At 73.2% G+C, this 21,035-nt stretch carries 16 protein-coding genes and 1 pseudogene; 4 read left to right on the top strand and 13 right to left on the bottom strand.

Going from position 1 to position 21,035, the window contains the following annotated elements; genetic code table 11:
* Nucleotides 1-4 precede the first annotated feature (4 nt).
* The 8 genes from AC6H2I_RS07665 to AC6H2I_RS07630 all read right to left on the bottom strand — a co-directional run bounded on the left by AC6H2I_RS07665 (nucleotide 5) and on the right by AC6H2I_RS07630 (nucleotide 10,283).
* Nucleotides 5-1,288: a di-heme oxidoredictase family protein gene (locus AC6H2I_RS07665; RefSeq protein ID WP_497500003.1), complete on the bottom strand. Its 1,284-nt coding sequence runs from the start codon at nucleotides 1,286-1,288 to the stop codon at nucleotides 5-7.
* 203 nt (nucleotides 1,289-1,491) lie between these two features.
* Nucleotides 1,492-2,799, bottom strand: a complete 1,308-nt coding sequence (locus AC6H2I_RS07660) for an imelysin family protein (protein WP_497500002.1) — start codon at nucleotides 2,797-2,799, stop codon at nucleotides 1,492-1,494.
* Nucleotides 2,800-2,919: 120 nt separating this feature from the next.
* Nucleotides 2,920-3,918 carry a DUF6963 family protein gene (locus tag AC6H2I_RS07655; protein ID WP_497500001.1) on the bottom strand — a complete coding sequence of 333 codons (999 nt, stop codon included), beginning with the start codon at nucleotides 3,916-3,918 and terminating at the stop codon, nucleotides 2,920-2,922.
* A gap of 22 nt (nucleotides 3,919-3,940) precedes the next feature.
* On the bottom strand, nucleotides 3,941-5,650 hold the full coding sequence (locus tag AC6H2I_RS07650) for a dipeptide ABC transporter ATP-binding protein (RefSeq protein WP_497500000.1): 1,710 nt from the start codon (nucleotides 5,648-5,650) through the stop codon (nucleotides 3,941-3,943).
* Nucleotides 5,647-6,531 (bottom strand): ABC transporter permease, encoded by an 885-nt coding sequence (locus AC6H2I_RS07645; protein ID WP_497499999.1) that lies wholly within the window; start codon nucleotides 6,529-6,531, stop codon nucleotides 5,647-5,649. The genes AC6H2I_RS07650 and AC6H2I_RS07645 overlap by 4 nt, the downstream gene beginning before the upstream one ends.
* Nucleotide 6,532: 1 nt before the next feature.
* Nucleotides 6,533-7,456, bottom strand: a complete 924-nt coding sequence (locus AC6H2I_RS07640) for an ABC transporter permease (RefSeq protein WP_497499998.1) — start codon at nucleotides 7,454-7,456, stop codon at nucleotides 6,533-6,535.
* Nucleotides 7,457-7,528: 72 nt separating this feature from the next.
* A complete protein-coding gene (locus AC6H2I_RS07635; RefSeq protein ID WP_497499997.1) occupies nucleotides 7,529-9,082 on the bottom strand; it encodes an ABC transporter substrate-binding protein in 1,554 nt (517 codons plus the stop codon).
* A gap of 334 nt (nucleotides 9,083-9,416) precedes the next feature.
* Nucleotides 9,417-10,283 carry a MurR/RpiR family transcriptional regulator gene (locus AC6H2I_RS07630; protein WP_497499996.1) on the bottom strand — a complete coding sequence of 289 codons (867 nt, stop codon included), beginning with the start codon at nucleotides 10,281-10,283 and terminating at the stop codon, nucleotides 9,417-9,419.
* Nucleotides 10,284-10,495: 212 nt separating this feature from the next.
* Between AC6H2I_RS07630 and AC6H2I_RS07625 the strand changes: the two genes are divergently transcribed.
* On the top strand, nucleotides 10,496-11,182 hold the full coding sequence (locus AC6H2I_RS07625) for a hypothetical protein (protein ID WP_497499995.1): 687 nt from the start codon (nucleotides 10,496-10,498) through the stop codon (nucleotides 11,180-11,182).
* A gap of 70 nt (nucleotides 11,183-11,252) precedes the next feature.
* Nucleotides 11,253-12,233 carry a phosphoribosylaminoimidazolesuccinocarboxamide synthase gene (locus AC6H2I_RS07620; RefSeq protein WP_497499994.1) on the top strand — a complete coding sequence of 327 codons (981 nt, stop codon included), beginning with the start codon at nucleotides 11,253-11,255 and terminating at the stop codon, nucleotides 12,231-12,233.
* A 43-nt stretch (nucleotides 12,234-12,276) separates the two neighbouring features.
* Here AC6H2I_RS07620 and AC6H2I_RS07615 read toward each other — a convergent pair whose 3' ends face one another.
* Together AC6H2I_RS07615 and AC6H2I_RS07610 are read right to left on the bottom strand one after the other, a co-directional pair.
* A complete protein-coding gene (locus AC6H2I_RS07615) occupies nucleotides 12,277-13,371 on the bottom strand; it encodes a TRAP transporter substrate-binding protein (protein ID WP_497500131.1) in 1,095 nt (364 codons plus the stop codon).
* Nucleotides 13,372-13,514: 143 nt separating this feature from the next.
* Complete coding sequence (locus tag AC6H2I_RS07610; protein WP_497499993.1) at nucleotides 13,515-15,341, bottom strand: FHA domain-containing protein; 1,827 nt, start codon at nucleotides 15,339-15,341, stop codon at nucleotides 13,515-13,517.
* 135 nt (nucleotides 15,342-15,476) lie between these two features.
* Between AC6H2I_RS07610 and dacB the strand changes: the two genes are divergently transcribed.
* Complete coding sequence (gene dacB, locus AC6H2I_RS07605; protein WP_497499992.1) at nucleotides 15,477-16,913, top strand: D-alanyl-D-alanine carboxypeptidase/D-alanyl-D-alanine endopeptidase; 1,437 nt, start codon at nucleotides 15,477-15,479, stop codon at nucleotides 16,911-16,913.
* Nucleotides 16,914-16,926: 13 nt separating this feature from the next.
* Here the strand turns inward: dacB and mepK are convergent, their stop codons facing one another.
* The 3 genes and pseudogenes from mepK to AC6H2I_RS07590 all read right to left on the bottom strand — a co-directional run.
* Nucleotides 16,927-17,505: a peptidoglycan L,D-endopeptidase MepK gene (mepK, locus tag AC6H2I_RS07600; protein WP_497499991.1), complete on the bottom strand. Its 579-nt coding sequence runs from the start codon at nucleotides 17,503-17,505 to the stop codon at nucleotides 16,927-16,929.
* Nucleotides 17,506-17,758: 253 nt separating this feature from the next.
* Nucleotides 17,759-19,009, bottom strand: a complete 1,251-nt coding sequence (locus AC6H2I_RS07595; protein ID WP_497499990.1) for a L,D-transpeptidase family protein — start codon at nucleotides 19,007-19,009, stop codon at nucleotides 17,759-17,761.
* 37 nt (nucleotides 19,010-19,046) lie between these two features.
* Nucleotides 19,047-19,436, bottom strand: a pseudogene (locus tag AC6H2I_RS07590) (L,D-transpeptidase scaffold domain-containing protein); the annotation flags it as partial.
* A 210-nt stretch (nucleotides 19,437-19,646) separates the two neighbouring features.
* Between AC6H2I_RS07590 and AC6H2I_RS07585 the strand changes: the two are divergent.
* The gene (locus AC6H2I_RS07585) at nucleotides 19,647-20,972 is read left to right on the top strand and encodes a pentapeptide repeat-containing protein (protein ID WP_497499989.1); all 1,326 of its coding nucleotides are present in this window, start codon (nucleotides 19,647-19,649) and stop codon (nucleotides 20,970-20,972) included.
* Nucleotides 20,973-21,035 lie beyond the last annotated feature (63 nt).

Below are 21,035 nucleotides of genomic sequence, written 5' to 3'. Positions count from 1 at the left end.
TTCCCTAAAGCGACCGCACGAAGCGGACGAGCCGCTCGCGCGCGGCGCGCGGCAGGTCCTGGAAGCGCCGGCGGGCCGTCGCCGCCTCGCCGCCGTGCCAGAGGATCGCCTCCTCCACGCTGCGGGCGCGCCCGTCGTGGAGCAGCGCGAACCGGCCATCGGCATCGGCCCGGCGGCCCAGGCCCCACAACGGCGCGGTCCGCCAGTCGCGGCCCGTCGCCTCGCCCGCCGCCACGCCGTCGGCCAGGTCGTCGCCCAGGTCGTGCAGCAGCAGGTCGGTGTAGGCGAAGATGGCGCGTTTGGAAAGATGCGGCGCCGCCGCATCCTCCCCGGTCTCGAACGCCGGACGGTGGCAGGCGGCGCAGCCGGTGGCGGCGAACAGGGACGCACCGGCGGTGTCCGCCGGCGGTTCCAGCCCGCCCGCCGGGGACAGGCCCTCGACGTAGGTGGTCAGAACCGCCACCAGGGCGGAGGGGATCTCCAGCCCCTCGAACTGCGGCTGGTCGCCGTGGGGGGCGGCGCGGCAGTCGGCCTGCGCCGCCGTGCAATCGCCCCATGGCGTGGGGTGCCGCGGCGTCGACATGCCGACGTCCAGGCTGAAGGCCTCGCTGTTCTGGGATTCAACCGTGGAGTGGGCGGCCTTCAGGCCGAATCGGCCGAGCCCCCTGCGCCCGTCGGCGGTGACCGACCAGTTGGGGCGGCCGGCCACCCCGTCGCCGTCGCGGTCGTCCGGATCGGCCAGGGCCAGGATGGCGGCGTCGGGCACGCGCCCCAACAGCCCCAGACCGCGGACCGGCGGGGCGACGCGCCCTGACACGGCGCCGGGCGGCACGGCGAGGGGGCCGTACGCCAGCGCGTCCACAGCGTAGGCCGGGCGGCGCAGGACCGCATGGGACCCGTCGGGATAGGGGACCGTCTCGTCCCGCCAGGTCACCGCGACCCGGCCCTCGGGGGACAGGCCGGCGGTCGCCTGCTCCTGGAGCTGGCGGCCGTACACCGGGTCGTCGGACAGGCGCAGCACGAAGCCGACGCCGGGCGTGTCGCCGTCGGGCGGGCGGCCGCCGCCGAGGCCGGGATGGCAGGCGGCGCAGGAGCGGGCGTTGAACAGCGGCCCCAGGCCGTCGGCCGCCTTGGTCGAGGACGGTGCCTGCACCCAGGGGCGCTCGAAGATCGCCTCGCCCATGGCGAAATCGAGGTCGGCCGCGCCCGCCACGACCGGGGCGGCGGCCAGAAAAGCAGAAATGGCCGCAACCGGCAGGACGGCCGCGACCGGGATGCTGTGCGTCATGGGGCCTTTCCGATGCGCATGCGGACCGGGAGCCGGGTGAGGAGGCCCGCTCGGCAGTTGGGTTCCCGGCCCCCGGTCTCCCCCTCACCCGTATCTCGGCGAACACCGCGGCGTCCGCCGACGGCCGCCGGCGCGGGCGGTGCCGCGCCGCTGGCCACCGGAGGCGGCGGCCCGTCCCCGCAGGCGGGAACGGGCCTCACCCCCTACTGCACGGCCGAGGGGTTGTCCAGGCTGTCCGACCCTTCCACGTGGATGGTCAGGTCGAGCTTGGACACCACGCCTTCGAGCGCGTTCTTCTGGGCGACCAGGCGCTCGATGGCGTCCGAGACAAGCGTGTTGCCCTTCTCGTTGCCGGCGCCGATCATCTGGTCATAGGCCATGGCACCGCTGTCGGCGGTGGTCTTGATGGCCTCCATCGCCTTGGTGGTGGCCTCCATGCTCTTGCGCACCGCGGCGTCCTCCTCCGGCGCCGTGGCGGCGACGTACTGGGACAGGGACGGGCCGCTGACCACGCTGCCGTCGGGACGGCGGTACTGGCCGGTGTAGACGTTCACCATGCCGAGCTGGTCGTAGTAGTGCGAGTTGTGGGTGTTGTCGGAGAAGCAGTCGTGCTCCTCCTCCGGGTCGTGGAGGATGAGGCCGAGCTTCATCCGCTCGCCCGCCAGCTCGCCGTAGCTCAGGCTGCCGATGCCGGTCAGGATGCGGGCGATGCCGTCCTTCTCGCCGGCGTCGACGACGTCCTTGCGCGCGGCACCACCCGGCGCCCAGGCGTCGACCATCTCCTGGAGATCGTCGATCAGCAACTCGGTGGCGACCCGCAGGTACTGGCCGCGCCGCTCGCAATTGCCGTTGGTGCAGCCGTCCTTGGCGAAATCGCTCGCCTTGCGGTCGCCGGCGCCCGCGTCCGTGCCGTTGAGGTCCTGGCCCCACAGCAGGAACTCGATGGCGTGGTAGCCGGTGGCGACGTTGGCCTCGACGCCGCCGGCCTCCTGCAACTGCTCGGCCAGCAACTCCTTGGTGATGGTGCCGGCGTCGACCGTCTTGTCGCCGGCCTTGATCGTGGTGTTGGCGACCACGTTGGCCTTGGCGAACGGGTTCTCGTCGCCGGCGCCGTAGGCCGAGGCGTCGACGTAGTCGATCAGGCCCTCGTCCAGCGGCCACGCGTTGACCTTGCCCTCCCAGTCGTCGACCGCCGGGTTGCCGAAGCGGTACGCCTCGGTCTGCTGGTACGGCGCGCGGGCGGCGAGCCACGCCTGGCGCGCCTTGGCCAGCGTCTCCTCGGTCGGGTTGGCGAGCAGCGCATCGACCGCCGTCTTGAGCGTCTTGGCGGTGGTCAGCGCGTCCTGGTAGGTGGCGTGCGCGATGTCGGCGTAGGTCGTCAGCACCGCGTTGGCGGTCGGGGCGGCGGCGGCGGTCTGGACACCGGCCGTCCGCACCCCGTCCGCGGCACCCGCGGCGAGGGGAAGGAGGATGGCGGCGGTGGCCATCAGTCCGGCAATGCGCTTCGACATGGTGATCTCCCTGACTCGAAACCCGGTGGGCTGGGGCAGATGCATGAGATTGCAAATGATTTTCACTATCGATGCCGCCCATGGCCGGGAATGTCAAGCCCCGGTGTCGTTTCCTCGCGGTCAATCCGTCCGGGGCACCTCTTCCGGGGCGCTCCCGCTCCACGCCCGCGGGCCCGGACCCGGGCCGTTTCCGGTCGCCCGGACGGGCAGTTGCAGCACCGCCGCCCCGTCGATCGAGTCCAGCCGGCCGTCGACGACCACCAGGTACGGCTCGTACAGCGCCTCGCCCACCGGGCCGGCGTCCCCCTCCACCGGTGCCCGGTAGCCGAGGCCGAGGCTCCACCGGCCGCGGGCGTACCGGGCGTCGCCGACGCTCAGGGCGCGGACGCGGCCGGCGCCATCGATGCGCACCGCGTTGCGCGCGCCCACCTCGACCGGCACGCCGGCCGCCAAGGTGAGGTGGCCGTCGGGCCGGTCCGGCGGGATCATCACGTCGTGGGCGATCTCGGCGACCAGCATGGCCAGGGCGCGGTGGGGCCGGATGGAGTTGTGCAGCACCGCCACCGCCGCCCCCGCGCCGGCCGAGCCGAGGCGCGCCGCCCCGGCATCGCCGAAGGTGGCGAGATAGGCGGTGTCGGCGGCGTGCAGGCGCCCATCGAGGGCCAGGGCGATGAACCCGGCGTCGGCGGTCGGGTTGTCGGCGACGACCCGGGCGACCGCGCGCTCCGGCGACCACCCCGCGCCCATCCCCCGCAGCACCTCCTCGTTCAACGGGCGGCCGCCGGCGCCGAGGGCGTTGGGCATGCGGTGCCCGGTCACCAGGCCGACCGCCGGATCCGCCGGCGTAAACTGGGACAGCGGCGCCGGGCGGTCGGGTCCGCTCGAGATCAGGGCGGCGTGGCGCGCCCCGGCGACCGGCCCCGGCACCGGCCCGCCCCCGAACAGCGCGGCGGCGCCGCCGCGCTGGGTCTCGGCGCGGTGCAGGGCGCCGTCGGTGGCGATCACCACGAGGCTGACGAAGCCGCCGATCGCGCCGGTCCCCACCGTCTCCGCGGTGCGCAGCGCGGTCCAGACGGCCAGCCCGGCGCCGGGGCCGAAGGCGGCGATGCCGATGGTCATCGGGCGCACCCCCGGGCCGCCGTCACGAGGCCACCCAGTGGCCGGGCGCCACGGTGACCAGCGGCCCCGCCGGGGCGTCGTCCGGCACCGCCAGACGGGCGCGGCCGCGCCGCGCCGGGTCGGGTGACGGCGCCGCCGACAGCAGGGCCCGGGTGTAGGGATGGGCCGGGGCGCCCAGCACGGTGGCGGTGTCGGCCAGTTCGACGACGCGCCCGGCGCGCATCACCGCCACCCGATGGGCGACCCGGCGCACGACGCTGAGGTCGTGGGTGATGAACAGGAACGCCAGCGTCCGTTCGCGCCGCAGGTCGGCCAGCAGGTCGAGGATCTGCGCCTGGATCGAGACGTCGAGGGCGGAGGTCGGCTCGTCCGCCACCACCACCATCGGGTCCGCCGCCAGCGCCCGGGCGATGGCGATGCGCTGCCGCTGGCCGCCGGAGAACTCGTGCGGCAGGCGGTCGGCGGCGTCGGCCGGGAGCCCGACGCGGTCCAGCAGGTCGCGCACGCGGCGGCGGATCTCCGGCCGCGGCGCGCGGCCTTGGATGACCATCGGCTCGGCGATCGTGCGGCCCGCGGTGAACCGGGGGTCGAGCGACGCGAACGGGTCCTGGAAGATCATCTGGATGCGGGCGCGCGCGGTCCGCAGCCGGTGCCCGCGCGTCTCCGTGACGTCCTCTCCGGCGACCAGGACGGTGCCGTGGTCGGGGTCGGTCAGGCGGCAGGCGATGCGGCCCAGGGTCGACTTGCCGGACCCGCTTTCGCCGACCAGCGCCACCGTTTCCCCGGGGTGCACGTCGAGGGAGACGGCGTCGAGCGCCAGGGTGCCCCCACCGCGCCGGCGCCCGGCGAAGCTCTTGGTCACGGCGTCGAGGCGCAGCACCGGGGCGGGGCCGTGCCCGCCGGCCGGCGCCACCGGTGCGGCCACCCCCGCCGGGCCGTCGAGGCGCGGCACCGCGGCCAGCAGGCCGCGGGTGTAGGCATGCCGCGGCGCGCCGAACAGCGGGGCGACCGCGTCGCTCTCGACGATGCGGCCGTGGCGCATCACCGCGACGCGGTCGGCCATCTCGGCCACCACGCCCATGTCGTGGGTGATCAGCAGGACGGCCGTCCCGGCCTCCGCCGTCACCGCGCGCATCAGGTCGAGGATCTGGGCCTGGACCGTGACGTCCAGCGCGGTGGTGGGCTCGTCGGCGATCAGCAGGCGCGGCTCCAGCACCATGGCCATGGCGATCATCACCCGCTGGCGCATGCCGCCCGAGAACTCGTGCGGGTACTGGCCCATCCGCTCGCCGGCGCGGGGAATGCCGACGCGGTCGAGCATGGCGGCGGCGTGGCGGTGCGCCTGCGTCATGGCGAGGCCGCGATGGAGGACCAGCGCCTCCGTCATCTGCCGGCCGATCGACAGCACGGGGTTGAGGGCCGTCATCGGCTCCTGGAACACCATGCCGACGCGGGCGCCGCGCAGGCGGCGCCGCGCATCGCCGCCCAGGGTGCCGAGATCGCGCCCCTCGAAGCGGATGGCGCCGCCGGCGAGGCGGGCGGCGGGCGGCAGCAGGCCCATCACCGCCAGCGCGGTGACGCTCTTGCCTGAGCCGCTTTCGCCGACCAGGGCCAGGGTCTCGCCAACGCCGACGGCGAAGGAGACGCCGTGCACCACCGGGCGCGGGGCGGTCCGCCCGAAGCCGACCGCCAGGGAGCGGACGTCGAGCAGCGGTGGGGGGGCGTCGCTCACCGGTCTCTCCCGCGCGGGTCCATGGCTTCGCGGATCGCGTCGCCCAGCAGGTTGAAGCCCAGCACCACCAGGGCGATGGCCAGGCCGGGGTAGAGCATCAGCCAGGGTGCGCGGCTGAAGAAGTCGCGGCCGGCCGACAGCATCGCCCCCCACTCCGGGGCCGGCGGCTGCGCGCCCAGGCCGAGGAAGCTCAACCCCGCGGCGGCGAGGATGGCCGCCGACAGGCCCAGCGTGGCGACCACCACCATGGTCGGCAGCACGTTGGGCAGGAGGTGCAGCAGCACGAGGCGCGCATGGCCGGCACCCGCCGCCACGGAGCCCTCGAAATAGGGCTTCGAGGTCTCCACCAGGGCGGTGGCGTAGGCGGTGCGGGCGTAGAACGGGACGCCGGCGACGCCGACGGCGATCATCGCGTTCTCCAGGCTGGGCCCGAGCACCGCCACGCAGGCCAGCGCGATCAGGGTTTCGGTGAAGGAGAACAGCACGTCGCTGAGCCGCATCAGCACCGCCTCCAGGGCACCGCGGGCGTAGGCGGCGACGAGGCCGACGGCCAACCCGACGGTGAGCGAGATGCCCACGGCAATGGCGCCGATCCGCAGGGTGAGGCGGGCGCCGAAGACGATGCGCGAGAACATGTCGCGGCCGAACTCGTCGGTCCCCATGAGGTGGCGCAGCGAGGGCTCCGCCAGGCGTTTGCCGGCGGCCATCCGGGTCGGTGCGAACGGGGCAATGTGATCGGCCAGCAGGGCGGCGGCGACCAGCGCCACGATGACCGCCAGGCCGAAGACCCCGCCGGGGCTGGCCAGCAGGCGGCGCCAGAAGCCGCGCCGCGGGCGTTCGGGGGCGTCGGCGGCGGGGGCCGCGAGGGTGTCGGCCGCCATGTCAGCTCCTCCGGATGCGCGGGTCGAGGACGGCGTAGACCGCGTCGAGCAGGATCGACACCGTCACCACGGTGCAGGCGAAGACCAGGATGAAGCCCTGGATCATCGGGTAGTCGCGCTGGAAGATCGCCTCGATGGCGAGGCGGCCGACGCCGTTCCAGGCGAAGATGTTCTCCACGACGATGGCGCCGCCCAGCAGGTAGCCGAACTGCATCCCGGTCATGGTCACCACCGGCACCAGCCCGGCCCGCAGCACATGGCGCTCCAGCACGACGGCGCGGGGCAGGCCCTTGGCGTGGGCGGTGCGCACGAAGTCCTGGTCCATCACGTCGATCATCGCCGACCGCGTCATGCGCGCCACCACGGCGGCGTTGGAGAGCCCCAGGGTGAGCGCCGGCAGGACGATGTTGAGCGGCCCGGTGCCGGCCACCGGCAGCCATTGCAGGTCGACCGCGAACACGAACAGCAGCACCAGGCCCAGCCAGAAATGGGGCACCGACACGCCGGCGATGGCCAGCGCCATCAGGCCGGTGTCGAGCAGCGTGCCACGCTTGTATGCGGCGGCGAAGCCCAGCGGCGCGCCGATCAGGAGCGCCACCGCCATCGCCGCCGCGGCCAGGACCAGGGTGTTGGGCAGGCGCTGGAGGATGAGGTCGAGCACCGGCTGCTGGCCGCGGATGGTGGTGCCGAGGTCGCCTTGGGCGAGCCGGCCGAGGAAGCGGACGTACTGCTCCGGGATCGGCCGGTCGAGGCCGAGCCGGCTCCGGATCTGCTCGAGCTGCTCGGGCGTCGTCCCCTGGCTCTGGGCGTACATGATCTGCACCGGATCGCCCGGCACGAGGTGGATCAGCACGGTGACGGCGACGGTGGTGACCAGCACCGTCAGCAGCCCCATCGCGATCCGCTTGCGCAGGAAACGCCACATCCGTTCCTCGCCCCCTCGGGTTGACGGGGGGCGCCGGCCGGTGCCGGCGCCCGTTCGCACGACCTCAGCGGATCACAGCGTGACGTCGTTGAAGACCGGGTAGACGAAGGGCGCCACCTTGAAGCCGGAGACCTCCGGGCGCACCGCGAACACCCATTCCCAGCCCGGCGTGTACAGCGGCACGTGGACCGCGTTCTCCAGGAGGTGGGCCATGACGTCCTGGACCGCCGCCTTGCGCCCCGCCGGGTCGGTCAGGACACGCGTCTTCTCCAGCATGGCATCCAGCTCCGGCGTGGTGTAGCCGCGGTAGGCCCCCGGCGAATGCCACAGGGCGTACAGGATGTCGGGGTCGTACCAGGACCACGTCATCATATCCATGCTGCCCGGCCCGTCCGGCGTCTCGTTCTCCTGGCGCACCCGGGCGTTCATGGTGCCGATGTCCATGATCTCGATGGAGGCCTCGATGCCGACCTCGGCGAGCTGGGCCTGGAACACCTCGGCCAGCTTGTCGCGCTTGCCACCGGTCCAGGCGATCAGCGTCGTCTCCAGCGGCTTGTCGGGACCGTAGCCGAGCTCGGCCAGCAACGCCCTGGCCTTCTCGGGATCGTAGGACTGGCCATGCTTGGCGCAGAACGCCTGGTCGTTGCCGAAGACGCCGCGCGCGATCGGGCATTTTTCGGGAACGGCGAGGTCGCCGTAGACCAGGTCGATCGCGGCCGCCGCGTCGGTGGCGTGGGCCACCGCCCGGCGGGCGCGCACGTCGTTGAACGGCGGGCGGTGGACGGCGAACTCCCAGAACACGTTCTGCCCGGTGTTCTCGGCGGTGACGATCGCCAGTTCGCCCGACTCCTTCAGCGTCGGCACGTCGTCGAGCGGCGGTTCGGCGATGTGGATGGCGCCGGTCTTCAGCCCGGCCAGGCGGGCCTGGGGCTCCGGCACGGTGGCGATGACCAGGCCGTCCATGTGCGGCGCGCCCTTGTTCTCCGCCAGCTTGCCGAAGTTCCTGTAGGACGGGTTGCGGGCGAGGACGATGCGGTCGCCCTTGGTCCACGACACCAGCGACCAGGGGCCGGAGCCGACGGCGACGCTGGTGCCGAAGCCCTCCTTCCCCTGGTTGCTGTCGCACAGGATCGAGGAGAAGCTGTCGGCCAGGAACGGCACCAGGGCGACGAAGGGCGTCGCCAGCGTCAGCGTCACGGTGAGCGGGTCGACCACCTCGGCCTTGACCACCGGCCCCCAGCTCGCCTTGGTGACGCTGGGATTGGCCGCGTCGAAGGCGCGGTCGACCGTGTATTTCACGTCGTTGGCGTCAAGCGGCGTGCCGTCGTGGCACGTCACGCCGTCGTGCAGGGAGAAGGTGTACCGGGTGCCATCCGGGCTGACCGTCCAGGACGACGCGATGTGCGGCACCGGCCGGCCTTCGGCGTCGACCGCCAGCAGCGTGTCGTAGATCAGGCTCCACACCTGCAGCGACAGGGTGCTGGTGGCGCGGTGCGGGTCAAGCGTGTCGATGTCCCCGTAGCGCGCCCACACGATGTCCTTGGCGGCGGCGGCGCCGCTGAGAAGGCCGAGGCCGAGGGTGGCGGCGGCGGCGGATCGAAGTGCGGTGCGAACGGCGTGCGTCATCTGCGGCCCCCTGTCTGTTGGCGCGGCCCCTGCTCCCGGCCGGCGCCACCGCTCCCCGGCGCCGCGCCCGGCGGAGACAGGGTCGGCGGTCCGGCGCCAGGGCGCGCATCCGCGTTGCCGGAAAACGGCTTCCGGCCTGGACGGTGGTTGGCGTCGGTCGTCGGCGACCGACGGTGTCGTGGTGGTGATCGGCGGCGCCGGGCGGTGGCCCCGTCGGTGAACGAACGATACGGAGCGGTGAAAAAACAAGTCAATGAATTTTCATATTCCGCGGTATTATTTTCATCAATGATTGAATTTACGGCCCGCCGACGCCGCGACCCGGCAAATCCGTTCAGATGTCCCCGGTCAGCATGTCGCCCCAATCGTCGTGGATCTGGTCGATGAACTGCAGCCGCTCGATCGCCGACTGGCCGATCCGCAAGGCAAGCGCCGAGCACAGGTAGGTCAGCAGCGAGACCGGGGCGACGACGCTGTCGAACACGCCGGTTCCTTTCGTGCGGCAGCGCAGCGTCACCGTGGCGAAGTCGGTGCCGGCGCGGGTCGCCTGGTCGGTCACCAGCACGACCTGGGCGCCGGCGTGCACGGCCGAGCGCATGATCGACCGCAGGCTGCGGGCCTTGCGGCCGACGCCCAGCGCCAGCATGGCGTCCGAGGAGCGGATCGAGGCGAACTCCTCGGGCACCGAGAACCCGCCGATGGGGATCATCCGGATGTCCGGCTTGACGCGGATCAGCAGGGCCCGCGCGAAATGGGCCAGCGGGTAGTTGTCGCCGAAGCCCACCACCCACAGCTTGTCCGACCGCGCCAGCATGTGGATCGCCTGGGCCAGCTCGTCCGACCGCACCTGCTCCACCGAGCGGACGAGGTTCTGCATGTCGGCGGCGAGGTGGTCGCCGAGATCCGCCTTGGCCGACCCGAAGCGGCCGATGCGGATGGCGTCGGGCGACGCTCCGGCGGTGGGGTTGCGCGCCTCCTTCTGGGCGGTCTTGAAGCTGGGATAGCCCATGCGCTGAAAGAAGCGCGCCGTGGTGGCGTTGGAGACCCCGGCGCGGCGCGACAGCTCGGTGGCGGAGCAGAGCGCCAGCGCGTCGGGGGTCTCCAGCAGCAGATCGGCCAGCCGCCGCTCCCCCTTCGTCAGGTCGTCATACGCCTCCAGCACGCGCTGCGGCAGGGGCGTCTCATGGCGGCGTTCGGTCATGGCGGCGTGCTTTTCGTTTCTGCAAATTTGCAGCATCATGAAAAAATCCCGCCGTGGCAAGGCCCGCGGGCGCCCGGCGGCGGCGCCGGCGCCCCCCGACCGGGCCGGGAGGCCGCGTTGACAGCGCCGCGCCGGGGGGTGTACGAGTGCGGCCGCGGCGCCCCCCCTGGCAGGCGGGTCCGCCGCTGGCGCCGGCAACACGCGAATCCCGCATGCCCCAATCCACGTGGTCCGCGGCCCCTGGCATGGGGTGGACGGGCACCCTCGATCCGGCGCCCAGCCCGGTCAGCCTGGAGCGCCGGGCCGAACCGTTCCGGGAAACCATCGTGCGCCTGCACCCCGGGGGGCGTTTCGGCCTCGTCCGCTGGTCGCGCCGGCAGGAGCGCGGCCTCGACTTCCTGCGCCTGCAGTTCCGCCCCCTGGAGATCGACGCCGGCGACCCGGCCGCCGCCATGCCCTTTCCCCGCGCCTCGGCGTTCGCGCCGGCCGCCGACACGGTCCGCGTCACGGTGGAGACGGCGGCCGGAACGCTGCGGCTGGAGCGCGCCGACGGGCTGGAGCGCACGCCGGCGGGCCGCTATCTCCTCGCCCAGGCGACGGCCTGGGCCGCCGCCAACTACCCCGACTACGACCACCCCGCCGCACCGGGCGGCCGCGTCGCCGGGTTGGCCGCCGGGCTGGCCGCCGAGTGGGACCGCGAGGCGGTGGAGGAGGTGGCGCCGGACACGCTGGTGGCCGAACTGCGCGCGGCGGCCGGCCGCGCCGGCGAGCTGGAGGCCCGCCTGCCCGCCCTCTGCGACGAGCGCAACCTGCTGCGCGAGCGCATCGTCCGGCTCACGGCGCTCTGCGTCGCCCTGGGCCTGGCGGCGGTCGCCGGGTTCGCCGGGATCGGCCTCTAGGGCGGCTGGCACGGCCCGCCGGTCCTGTGCTACACCGCGGGCCTACGACGGCCTCGAGGAGGGTTATCCGGTGTCCACCATCGACCGCGGCGCGCTGCTGCCGCACCTCGGCTCCACGCTGTGGGACGCCACGATTCCGGAGCTGCCCAACCACTACCGGGGCAAGGTGCGCGACAACTACGACCTGCCCGACGGCCGCCGCATCATCGTCGCCTCGGACCGGCTCAGCGCCTTCGACCTCATCCTCACCGCCATCCCCTTCAAGGGGCAGGTGCTCACCCAGACCGCGCGCTACTGGTTCGAGCAGACGGCCGACATCATCGCCAACCACGTGCTGGAGTACCCCGACCCCAACGTGGTCGTCTGCCGGCGCCTGCGCATCCTGCCGGTGGAGGTGGTGGTGCGCGACTACATGGCCGGCACCACCTCCACCTCGATCTGGTCGATGTACAAGGCCGGCCGGCGTGAGATGTACGGCCTCCGCTTTCGCGACGGGCTGGAGGAGAACCGCAAGCTGCCGCACACCGTGGTGACGCCCACCACCAAGGCGGACCAGGGCGGTCACGACGAGCCGATCACCCCGGACGAGATCGTGGCGCGCGGGCTGCTGACGGCCGAGCAATGGAGGACGGTGTCGGATGCCGCCCTGGCCCTGTTCGCCCGCGGCCGGGCCATGGCCGCGCAGAACGGGCTGATCCTGGTCGACACCAAGTACGAGTTCGGCATGGCCGAGGACGGCACCATCCTGCTGGCCGACGAGATCCACACCCCGGACAGCAGCCGCTACTGGATGCAGGCGAGCTACGAGGAGCGGCTCGCCGCCGGCCACCGCCCGCAGAGCTTCGACAAGGACTTCGTGCGGACCTGGGTGAGCCAGCGCTGCGACCCCTACAAGGACCCGATCCCCGAGATCCCGGCCGAGCTGGTGGCCGACACCGCGGCCGTCTACATCGAGGCGTACCGCACCATCACCGGCCGGCCGTTCGACCTGCCGGCCGAGCCGCAGCCGGTGCTGGAGCGCATCCGCCGCAACCTCGCGCCGTATTTCTGACGCCGGGGGACGGGCGGCGTCGGGCGGGCGCCGCCCGTCCGGATCAGCCGCGCCGGCGGCTGCCGACCGCCTGGATGAAGTTGTCGTAAGGCGTCTCGGCGAACCGGAACCAGAGCTGCGAGTCCTCCAGATAGAGGCGCCAGCTGTCGTAGGCGGCGCGGAACGACTCGTTGTCCGCGGCGATCCCGTCGTACAGCTCGAAGGCGATGGTGTGCGCCCGCTCCAGGATGTCGCGCGGGAAGCTGCGCAGCTGCGCGCCCTTGCCGACCAGCCGCTTCAGCGCCCGGGGATTCTCCGCATCGTAGCGCGCGAGCATGGCGGCGTTGGCCTCGGCGCAGGCGCTTTCCAGCACCGACTGATAGGCCTTGGGCAGCGCCTCCCACTCCTGAAGGTTCACGTAGAGCGAGACCTGCGGCCCGCCCTCCCACCACCCCGGAGCGTAGTAGTACTTGGCGACCTGCACGAAGCCCAGCCGCTCGTCGTCGTAGGGGCCGACGAACTCGGTGGCGTCGATGGTGCCGCGTTCCAGGGCGGGGTAGACGTCGCTGCCCGGGATCTGCGACGGCGTCACGCCCATCCGCGCCATGATCTGCCCGGTGATTCCGGCGATCCGCATCTTCAGGCCGCGCAGGTCGTCCAGGGATTTGATCTCCTTGCGGTACCAGCCGCCCATCTGGACGCCGGTGTTGCCGGCCTGGAACTGGACGATGTTGTGCTTGGCGAAGAAGGGGCGCATCACCTCGCGCCCGCCGCCATAGAGGAACCAGGAGTTCTGCTGGCGTGCGTTCGGGCCGAACGGGATGGCGGTGTCGAAGGCGAAGGTCGGGTCCTTGCCGACGTAGTAGTAGCCGCAGGTGTGGCCGCAGTGCACCGTGCCGTTCTGGACGGCGTCGAGAACCTGCAGGGCCGGCACGATCTCGCCCGAGGCGGACAGGCGGATCTGGAATTTTCCGTCGGTGCTCTCGGCGACCCGCCGGGCGATCAGTTCCGAGGTGCCGAAGAGGATGTCCGTGCTCTTCGGGAAGCTCGACGCCAGGCGCCACTGCACCGACGGCTGGCTCTGCGCGATGGCCGGTGCCGCCACGGTGCCGGCGGCGACGCCGGTGGCCGCGGCCGCCAGCAGGTCCCTGCGACGCATGGGCATGATCGGATGCTCCGTTCTCGTCATGGTTCGATGATGGTTGCCGGACAGGCTACATCTCCCCTGGCGGAGTAGAGAAGTGGCCGGGGCACATGGCTGGGCTGACCGCCCCGGCCCCCTCTGCGACCCGTGGTCACAGCCTACCCCTCGATCTCCCAGGGGATGCGCACCGGCGTCTCCCCCGCCTGGGTGGAACCGATGACGATCTCCCCCTCCCCCTCCAGATCGGCGCTCTCGCCGGTGCCCAGCACCACCGTGTCGGTGGCGGTGACCAGGCGGGTCCCGTTGCGGCTGCTGTCGGTGAGCACGAAGCGGCCACCGGCGACGGCGACCGTGGCGTGGTGGCGCGACGCCGACGCCACCGGCAGCACGACCTGGCAGTCCCGGGAGCGCCCGAGCACCAGCGCCGGGCCCTCGTCGGGGATCGCATGGAGGCGGCCGGCGACGCGCAGGACGAGCCGGCGGGCGGGCCGGACGGCCCCGCCCGGGGGCGTCGCCAGCAGCGTCTCCACCGTCGTCCCGGAACAGGACCGCACCCCTGGCTCCGGCGCGGCGATGGCGGCGATCTTGGCCATGAGCTGCTCGGTCAGGGCGTGCGGAATGCCGGCGGCCCGCAGCCGCCGTCCCAGCCCCTCCTTGACCCCGCCGATGGTGATGCCCTCCGGGGCGAGGTCGCGGGCGGTGCGCACCTCGGCGAAGATGTCGCCGACCTCGCGGATCAGATAGCTCATGCGGCGCCGGCCGAACGGGCTGGTCGCGAGGTCCAGCAGATAGCCGATCCGCGCCGCCGGCGACACCAGCCATCCGGCCAGGCGCTGCACCGCCGCCTCGAAGGGAAGGTCGTTGCCGCCGGCGGAGAACGACGTCTTCGCCCGCTGGGTCAGCGCGGCGGCCATCCCCGGCCCGCCCATGTACCCGTCGAACCCGGCGAGGCGGGTGGCCAGGCCCTGGAACGCCTGGCCTTCCGCGGTGCCGCCCGTGCGGGTCAGGGCGCCCCGCCCCTCCAGCCCGCCGCGCACGCGGTTCAACAGCGCCTCCCGCACCCGCGGCAGGGCGCCCTGCGCCGCCGCGCTGGACAGGGCCAGCAGCGGTCCGGTGTGCGGCAGGCGGTCGTCGAGCTCGCCCGCCGCCGCGGCGACCAGGCTGCGCAAGGCCAGGGAGAGGTCCGGGGCGTAGCCGATCAGCGCGCGGATCGGCTCGCGCCCGTCGATGGTCTCGCACAGCAGTTCGTCGACGACCCGCACGGCGTCGGCATCGTCCGGCTCGTGGCGGTCCAGCAGCGCCGTGACCTTCGCCGGCCAGTCGCGATGGGGCTCCAGCAGGGTGGCGAAGGCGTGGGTGACGACGCGGTCCAGCTCCGCCGGCGGGCGTTCGGCGCGGCTGTCCGCCAGCAGCCGCCCGACGCCGCCACGCCGCAGCGCCTCGTCGAACGGCGCGAGGTCGCCGGCGTCGCGGGCCAGCTCCTTCAGGGCGTTGAACAGCCGCTCCAGGGCGCTCTGGCGCTCGTGGGCCGCCACGCCGGCGGCCGGCGCCTGCAGGGCGGCCAGCCGGCTGAGGCCGGAATTGAAGAGCAGCGCCTCGCGCTCGAAATAGCGCAGCGGGTAGTAGCGGTGGAGCTGTTCGGCCGGGATCACCGTCTGGTCGTCGCAGTACGCGCGGAACAGCCGCAGCAGCGTCATGCGGCTGTCGAAGCCGAACACCTCCTCGACCGTGGCGCAGACCGGGGACTCGTCGACGGGTGAGATCACCGTCGCCTTGCCGCCGCCGCGGTAGGCCTTCTCGAACACGGTGTCCTCCCGCCCGGCGGCGTTGACCCGCAGCACCCGGACAGCGGAGTATCTGGCCTGGGCCAGCAGGTAGCGGGCGCGCTCCAGGGCCGCCGCCTCTTCGGCGAAGACACCGTCGATGTTGGGCCGCCCCCCCTGCTCGACCACCACCTCGAAGGATGCGCTCTGCCGGCGTGCCATCCTGACCCTCGTCCCCCACACTCTGCCGCCCAGACTACCCCAACCCGCCGCGTTCGGCCATATGGCCGAGACCGGCGCCCCGCCACCCGATGCCACCGGACCCAACCGCCGATGCCGATGCCGATGCCAATGCCGATGCCGCCCGGACACCGCACCGGACACCGCACCGCCCGCCGCCGCCTGGCCTCGGCGGTCCCGCTCCTCGCCCTGGTCGTGGTCCTGCTCAGCGCGGTGACGGCCGCCGGTGCGGCGCGGGCCGACGCGCTGGGCTACATCCTGTTCGATCCCGTCGACGGGCGGGTGGTGGCCGAGGAGGGGGCCGACCAGGCCTTCGTGCCGGCATCGGTGGCGAAGCTGGTGACCGCCGCCGCGGCGCTCGACCTGCTGGGGCCGGCGCACCGCTTCACGACCCGCCTCGCCGCCACCGGCACGCTGCGCGACGGCGTGCTGGCGGGCGACCTCCACCTCGTCGGCGGCGGCGACCCCGCCTTGACCAGCGACGACCTCCGCGGCTTCGTCGACCGGCTTGCCGCGGCCGGGGTGCGGCGGGTCGCCGGCCGCTTCCTCTACGACACCTCCGCCCTGCCGGAGCTGCCGGAGATCGATCCCGGCCAGCCGTCGACCGCCGGCTACAACGTCGGCGTCGGCGCCTTGTCGCTGAACTTCAACCGCTTCCTGCTTGAGGTCGCCGACGGACCCGGCGCGGCCCCCGCGGTCCGGGCGCTGGCGGTGGCCGACGGCGGCCGCACCCCGATCGCCAGCGTCGCCATCGACACGGCCGGAGGAGCGGCCGGGACCGCCCCCTTTCCGGTCGTCCCGGTGGGAGCGGTCGAGGACGACCGCTGGCGGGTCGACACCGGCGCCGGCGCGCCGCGGCGGGCCTGGCTGCCCCTACGGCGGCCGGGGCTGGCCGCCGCCCACGTGTTCCGCCAGCTGGCCGCCGACCGCGGGCTGGCGCTTCCCGCCCCGATGCCGGGAACGACGCCCGATGCGGCAACCACCCTGGCCGCCCACGCCAGTGCGCCGCTGGCCGACCTGGTGGCAGCCATGCTGGAACACTCCAACAACCTGACGGCCGAGCTGATCGGCTTGGCCGCCGCCCGCCGCCTCGCCCCGGCGGTGGACACCCTGGCCGCCTCGGCGGCGACCCTCGACCGCTGGCTGGCCGCCCAGGCGCCGGACGTGGATTGGCGCGGCTTCCGGCTCGCCAACCACTCCGGGCTGTCGGCGGGGTCGCGGGCGACGCCGCGCCAGATCGCCGCGGTGCTGCGGGTCGGCGGGGCCCGGCTGGCCAGCCTCCTGCCGGGCGGTGACGAGGACGGGCCGCGGCCGGGGGTGCGCGCCAAGTCCGGCACCCTGGCCTACGCCAAGGGCCTGGCCGGCGAGGTGGCGACCGCCAGCGGCGGCCGGCTCGGCTTTGCGCTGTTCATCGGCGACGCGGCGCGGCGGCAGGCGCTCGACGCCGGCCTCGACCGGCGCGATCCCCGGATGCCGGCCGCCGCGCGATCCTGGCTGGCGCGGGCACGGGCGCGCCAGGACGCCCTGGTGGCGGCGTGGGCCGCCGGCCATTGACCGGCCGGGCCGGTCACCAGCGCCGCACGGGACCGACGTCCATGTGGACGAAGCCGCTGCTCGGGTAATAGCCGACGCCGCCCGCCTTCAGGCTCAGGGCGGCGCGGTGCAGCGTGCGCAAGGGAACCCCGGGAAGGCGCAGGTCGATGGCCTTGCCCTGCATGTGGTAGCTGAACTTGGCCACGCCTTCGTGATCCGCGGCGCGGAGCAGGGCGTTGGTCGCCGGCGAGCGGTAACCGGACACCACGTGCACCGGACCGCGAAAGCCAATGCGGCGCTGGAGCTGGTGCAGCAGATCGAACAGCCGGGGGTCGATGGGGTGGACGTCGCCGGTGCGGTGGTCGCGCAGGAGCCGGCTGAAGGCGCGGACGCCGGTGTTGAGATAGTGGCCCTTGGACCAGTAGTCGCCCTGCAGGCGTTCCCCGGTGTGGAGGTTCAACAGATGCAGATGCCGGCTCGGCGCCCTTGGCAACGCCAAGGATTCATGGGGCGTCATTACCGAAGCCGTCGCCACAATTCCTAGACCAAAACGCAATAGGTCGCGTCGCCCGACCGCATCAGGCGGGCTAATAGTCTCAACGTCGCCAGTCATATGGTCCCCTGCTTTATCGCCCGCGAGACGAGCGGATTCTCTATTCGAAAAGGACGCCCCTTTTAAGCCGATTCGACCCCCCTTCTGTCAAGGGACCAATGAGCGGGGAGAGAGAGATGCGCCAATATTATGGTTAATCTTCATTAACCATAATATTCGGCAACCGCGCGCCCGCCACCCGCGCGGCGCGCGGCGGCGGGTGGCGGGTGGCGGGTGGCGGGCGGCGGGTGATGGCGGTGGGTGGCGCGGGGGATCAGTCGCCGAGGGCGATGCGCTGCGGGGTCTGGCGGCGGACCGCGGCGTTGAGCTCGCCGTCACGGCCATAGACGTCGTCGCGGAACTGCGCCCGGCCGTCGCCGTCGACCCACGCCGTCTGGTAGAGGATGTGCACCGGGACCGGCCGCTTCAGCGCCACCGTCCGGGTCGTCCCCGCGGCGAGCGCCTGGCGGCGGCGGTCCTCCGGCCAGTCCGCCAGGCCCGCCATCACGAAGGCGGCGAGCCCCAGGGGATCCCCCAGACGCACGCACCCCGAGGAAAAGGCGCGCACCGTGCGGTCGAACGCCTCGCGGCCCGGCGTGTCATGGAGATAGACGTCGAACCCGTTGGGGATGTTGAACTTGACCTGCCCCAGGGCGTTGTCGGGACCGGCATCCTGGCGCAGCCGCATCCGGCCGATGCCACGCCCCACCGCCTTCCAGTCGATCCGCCGGGACTCCAGCGGCGGCGCCCCCGCCGCCCAACTGGAGAACACGGTGAAGCCGTGGTCGGCCAGATAGCCCGGGTCGCGCAGCAGCTTGGGCAGGTAGTCCTCGCGCGCCAGCCGCACCGGGACGGTCCAGGTGGGGTTGAGCACGACCGAGGTGATGGCGCTGACGAAGACCGGCGTCCGCCGCACCTTGGTGCCGACGATCACCCGCATGTCCAGCACCGTCCGGCCGTGCTCCACCACGGTCAGCGAGAAGTCGGGAACGTTCACGACGACGTGGCGCTCACCGGAGGGCGCGGGCAGCCATCGCAGCCGCTCCAGGTTGGCGAGGATCTGGGCGATGCGGTCCTCGACCGGGACATTGAGCGCCGCCAGCGTCGCGGGACCGACGACGCCGTCCACGGTGAGGCCGTGCCGGGCCTGGAAACGCTCCACGGCGGGCTTGAGCCCGGCGTCGTAGAGCACGCCGTCGGGCGCCGGTGCGGCGCCACCGAGATCGCCGCTCGCCAGCAGGCGGCGGCGCAGGGCCTTGACCGCCGGGTCGCGGCCGCCCGCCTCCAGCGCCGCCCCCTGCGGCGCCGGAACCGTCGGCCAGCCACCGGCGGCGGCGAGCGCACGATGGTGGCCGAGCGACTCCTTGAGGGCCTGGTAGTCGGGCCGCCGGGGCGCCATCCCGGCGAGCCGGGCCGCGGCCTCGCCGCCGCCCGCCGCCACCGTCTCCGCCACGGCGAGGGCATCGACGGCGGGCGGGCTCACCGCGAGGTCGGCGGCGATCGCCTTGCGCGACACGCCCGGCATGGAGGTCGCGGCCGAACCGCATGACCGCATCGGACAGCAGCAGGTCGAGGGCGACGCGGTCCGCCGGCTCGGACGCGGCCAGGCGGTCGGCCAGGGCATCCACGTGGTCGTCCGCCGGCTCCAGCCCGTCCATGCCGGCGGCATGGAGCGCGGCCAGCGCGCCGGCGGCCGCCCCCGTCACGCCCCCGGCGGGGTCGAGCCACAGCGGCACGAAGCCGCGCCGGGCGTAGAGGCGGCGCAACGCGGCGAGATCGACGCGACGCCCGGCGACCACCGGCGCGTCGTCGATCAGGCGAACGGCGACCGCACGATCGAGCGCGGGGGCCGGGCGGGCCGCCTCGGCAACAGCGTCGCCCGGGCGGGCGAACGCCCCGGTGCCGACCGGCAGGAACGACAGCGCGAGCACAACCGACACGACGCGAATCATCGGACAATCCCCTGAAGCGGCGGACCCTTCGTCCGGTCGGCCTGGAGTTGTCCAGTTTGTGTTTCCCAAAAGCCGCAGCGCGTGACAATACCGCAACAAAAACGCGACCGACTCGCAGGCGCAGCACTACCCCAATCGTTTAGGCTTCGGTAACACATCCCGTACAATAATTGCGGTGGTGCCCCCTTCTGCCAAACCCACCGGTTGTCGATGCGATCCTCGGTCCTCCCGTCCGCCGCTTATCCCGTCCGGCCCGATCAACTGGCCGAGGTTCTGGATCGGCATGTCCGATGGGTCAAGGGCCTGCCTGGTGGTGCCCGTGCCAACCTCACCCTCGCCGACCTGGAAGGGGCCGATCTGGCCCACCGCGACCTGCGCGCCGCGCAGCTCGTCGGCGCCCGCCTCACCAAGTGCCGGTTGCACGCCACCAACCTCGCCGGAGCCGACCTGTTCGGGGTCGACCTCTATGAGGCCGACGTCACCCGGGCCGACCTGTCGCGCACCGATCTGCGCGGGGCGCGCCTGCGCGCCGCCGATCTCGGCGAGGCCAACCTGCACGGCGCCGACCTGTCGGCCGGGCGGCCGGTGGACAGCCTCGCCATGGAGCGCACCCGCGGCCCGGACGCCCCGGACAAGGCGGCCGCCCGCATCCGGCTGCGCGCGGAGGTGCTCCAGCGCACCGCGATCGCCGCGCCGCGCTGCTCCTTCGGGGTGTGCACGGACCTGTCCGGCGCCATCCTGCACAAGGCCGTGCTGACCGAGGCCGACCTCAGCGCCAGCATCCTGCAGAACGCCGATCTCAGCGGCGCCGTGCTGACCAACGCCAATCTGTCCGACGCCCGCCTCAGCGGCGCCAACCTGACCGGGGCGACCTTGACCGGAACGGTGTTCCGCAACGCCGACCTGGTGGGCACGCGGCTGGCCGACTGCGACCTGTCGGTGGCCGAGCTGTCGAACGCCCTGTTCGCCCGGCCGATGGACACCTTGGGGCTGGAGATCCAGCGCGCCGTGTTCGACCACGAACGCTGGATCGACAGCGTCGGCAAGCGCGGCCAGCGCGCCGAACTCGACGGCGTCGACCTCAGCCGCAGCGACCTGCGGGGCGTCAACCTCAGCGCCGCCTCGCTGCGCGGCGCCAACCTGTCGGGCGCGGCTCTGACGGCCGCTCGGCTGCTGATGGCCGATCTGTCCGGCGCCGACCTCGACGGCGCCAATCTGGTGGGCGCCGATCTGTCCGGCGCGAATCTCAGCTTCGCCCGGCTGTCCGGCGCCGACCTCACTGGCGTGCGGCTCGGCCCGGCGGAGATCAAGGACCCGCGCGGCCGCCCCACCGGGCGGTCGTGGGCCGCCAACCTGACCGGCGCCGATCTGACGCGCGCCTTCCTGTGCGACGCGTACCTGGTGCAGGCGAACCTCACCGACGCGGTGCTCGACGCCGCCGAACTGCGCGGCGCCGACCTCGCCGGGGCCAAGGTCCAGCGCGCCCAGCTCACCGGCGGCGGGCGGCGCCGCCCCGTGCTCAGCCACGGTGACTGACCGCTTTACGGTTGTGTTCGCGGCCCGGGAAAGAGAATAATCGGAGCCCCTTCGCCCAACGGC

Source organism: Azospirillum sp. NS33 (genome assembly GCF_059703765.1).
The sequence above is the reverse complement of the archived record's forward strand: the minus strand, read 5'-3'. Positions and strand labels throughout refer to the sequence as shown.

Bases quoted from the DNA above. Each gene is read 5' to 3' on its own strand.
- AC6H2I_RS07665 (WP_497500003.1), bottom strand. From the start codon at position 1,288: ATGACGCACAGCATCCCGGTCGCGGCCGTCCTGCCGGTTGCGGCCATT.
- AC6H2I_RS07660 (WP_497500002.1), bottom strand. From the start codon at position 2,799: ATGTCGAAGCGCATTGCCGGACTGATGGCCACCGCCGCCATCCTCCTT.
- AC6H2I_RS07655 (WP_497500001.1), bottom strand. From the start codon at position 3,918: ATGACCATCGGCATCGCCGCCTTCGGCCCCGGCGCCGGGCTGGCCGTC.
- AC6H2I_RS07645 (WP_497499999.1), bottom strand. From the start codon at position 6,531: ATGGCGGCCGACACCCTCGCGGCCCCCGCCGCCGACGCCCCCGAACGC.
- AC6H2I_RS07640 (WP_497499998.1), bottom strand. From the start codon at position 7,456: ATGTGGCGTTTCCTGCGCAAGCGGATCGCGATGGGGCTGCTGACGGTG.
- AC6H2I_RS07635 (WP_497499997.1), bottom strand. From the start codon at position 9,082: ATGACGCACGCCGTTCGCACCGCACTTCGATCCGCCGCCGCCGCCACC.
- AC6H2I_RS07630 (WP_497499996.1), bottom strand. From the start codon at position 10,283: ATGACCGAACGCCGCCATGAGACGCCCCTGCCGCAGCGCGTGCTGGAG.
- AC6H2I_RS07625 (WP_497499995.1), top strand. From the start codon at position 10,496: ATGCCCCAATCCACGTGGTCCGCGGCCCCTGGCATGGGGTGGACGGGC.
- AC6H2I_RS07615 (WP_497500131.1), bottom strand. From the start codon at position 13,371: ATGCGTCGCAGGGACCTGCTGGCGGCCGCGGCCACCGGCGTCGCCGCC.
- AC6H2I_RS07610 (WP_497499993.1), bottom strand. From the start codon at position 15,341: ATGGCACGCCGGCAGAGCGCATCCTTCGAGGTGGTGGTCGAGCAGGGG.
- dacB (WP_497499992.1), top strand. From the start codon at position 15,477: ATGCCGCCCGGACACCGCACCGGACACCGCACCGCCCGCCGCCGCCTG.
- mepK (WP_497499991.1), bottom strand. From the start codon at position 17,505: ATGACTGGCGACGTTGAGACTATTAGCCCGCCTGATGCGGTCGGGCGA.
- AC6H2I_RS07595 (WP_497499990.1), bottom strand. From the start codon at position 19,009: ATGCCGGGCGTGTCGCGCAAGGCGATCGCCGCCGACCTCGCGGTGAGC.
- AC6H2I_RS07585 (WP_497499989.1), top strand. From the start codon at position 19,647: ATGCGATCCTCGGTCCTCCCGTCCGCCGCTTATCCCGTCCGGCCCGAT.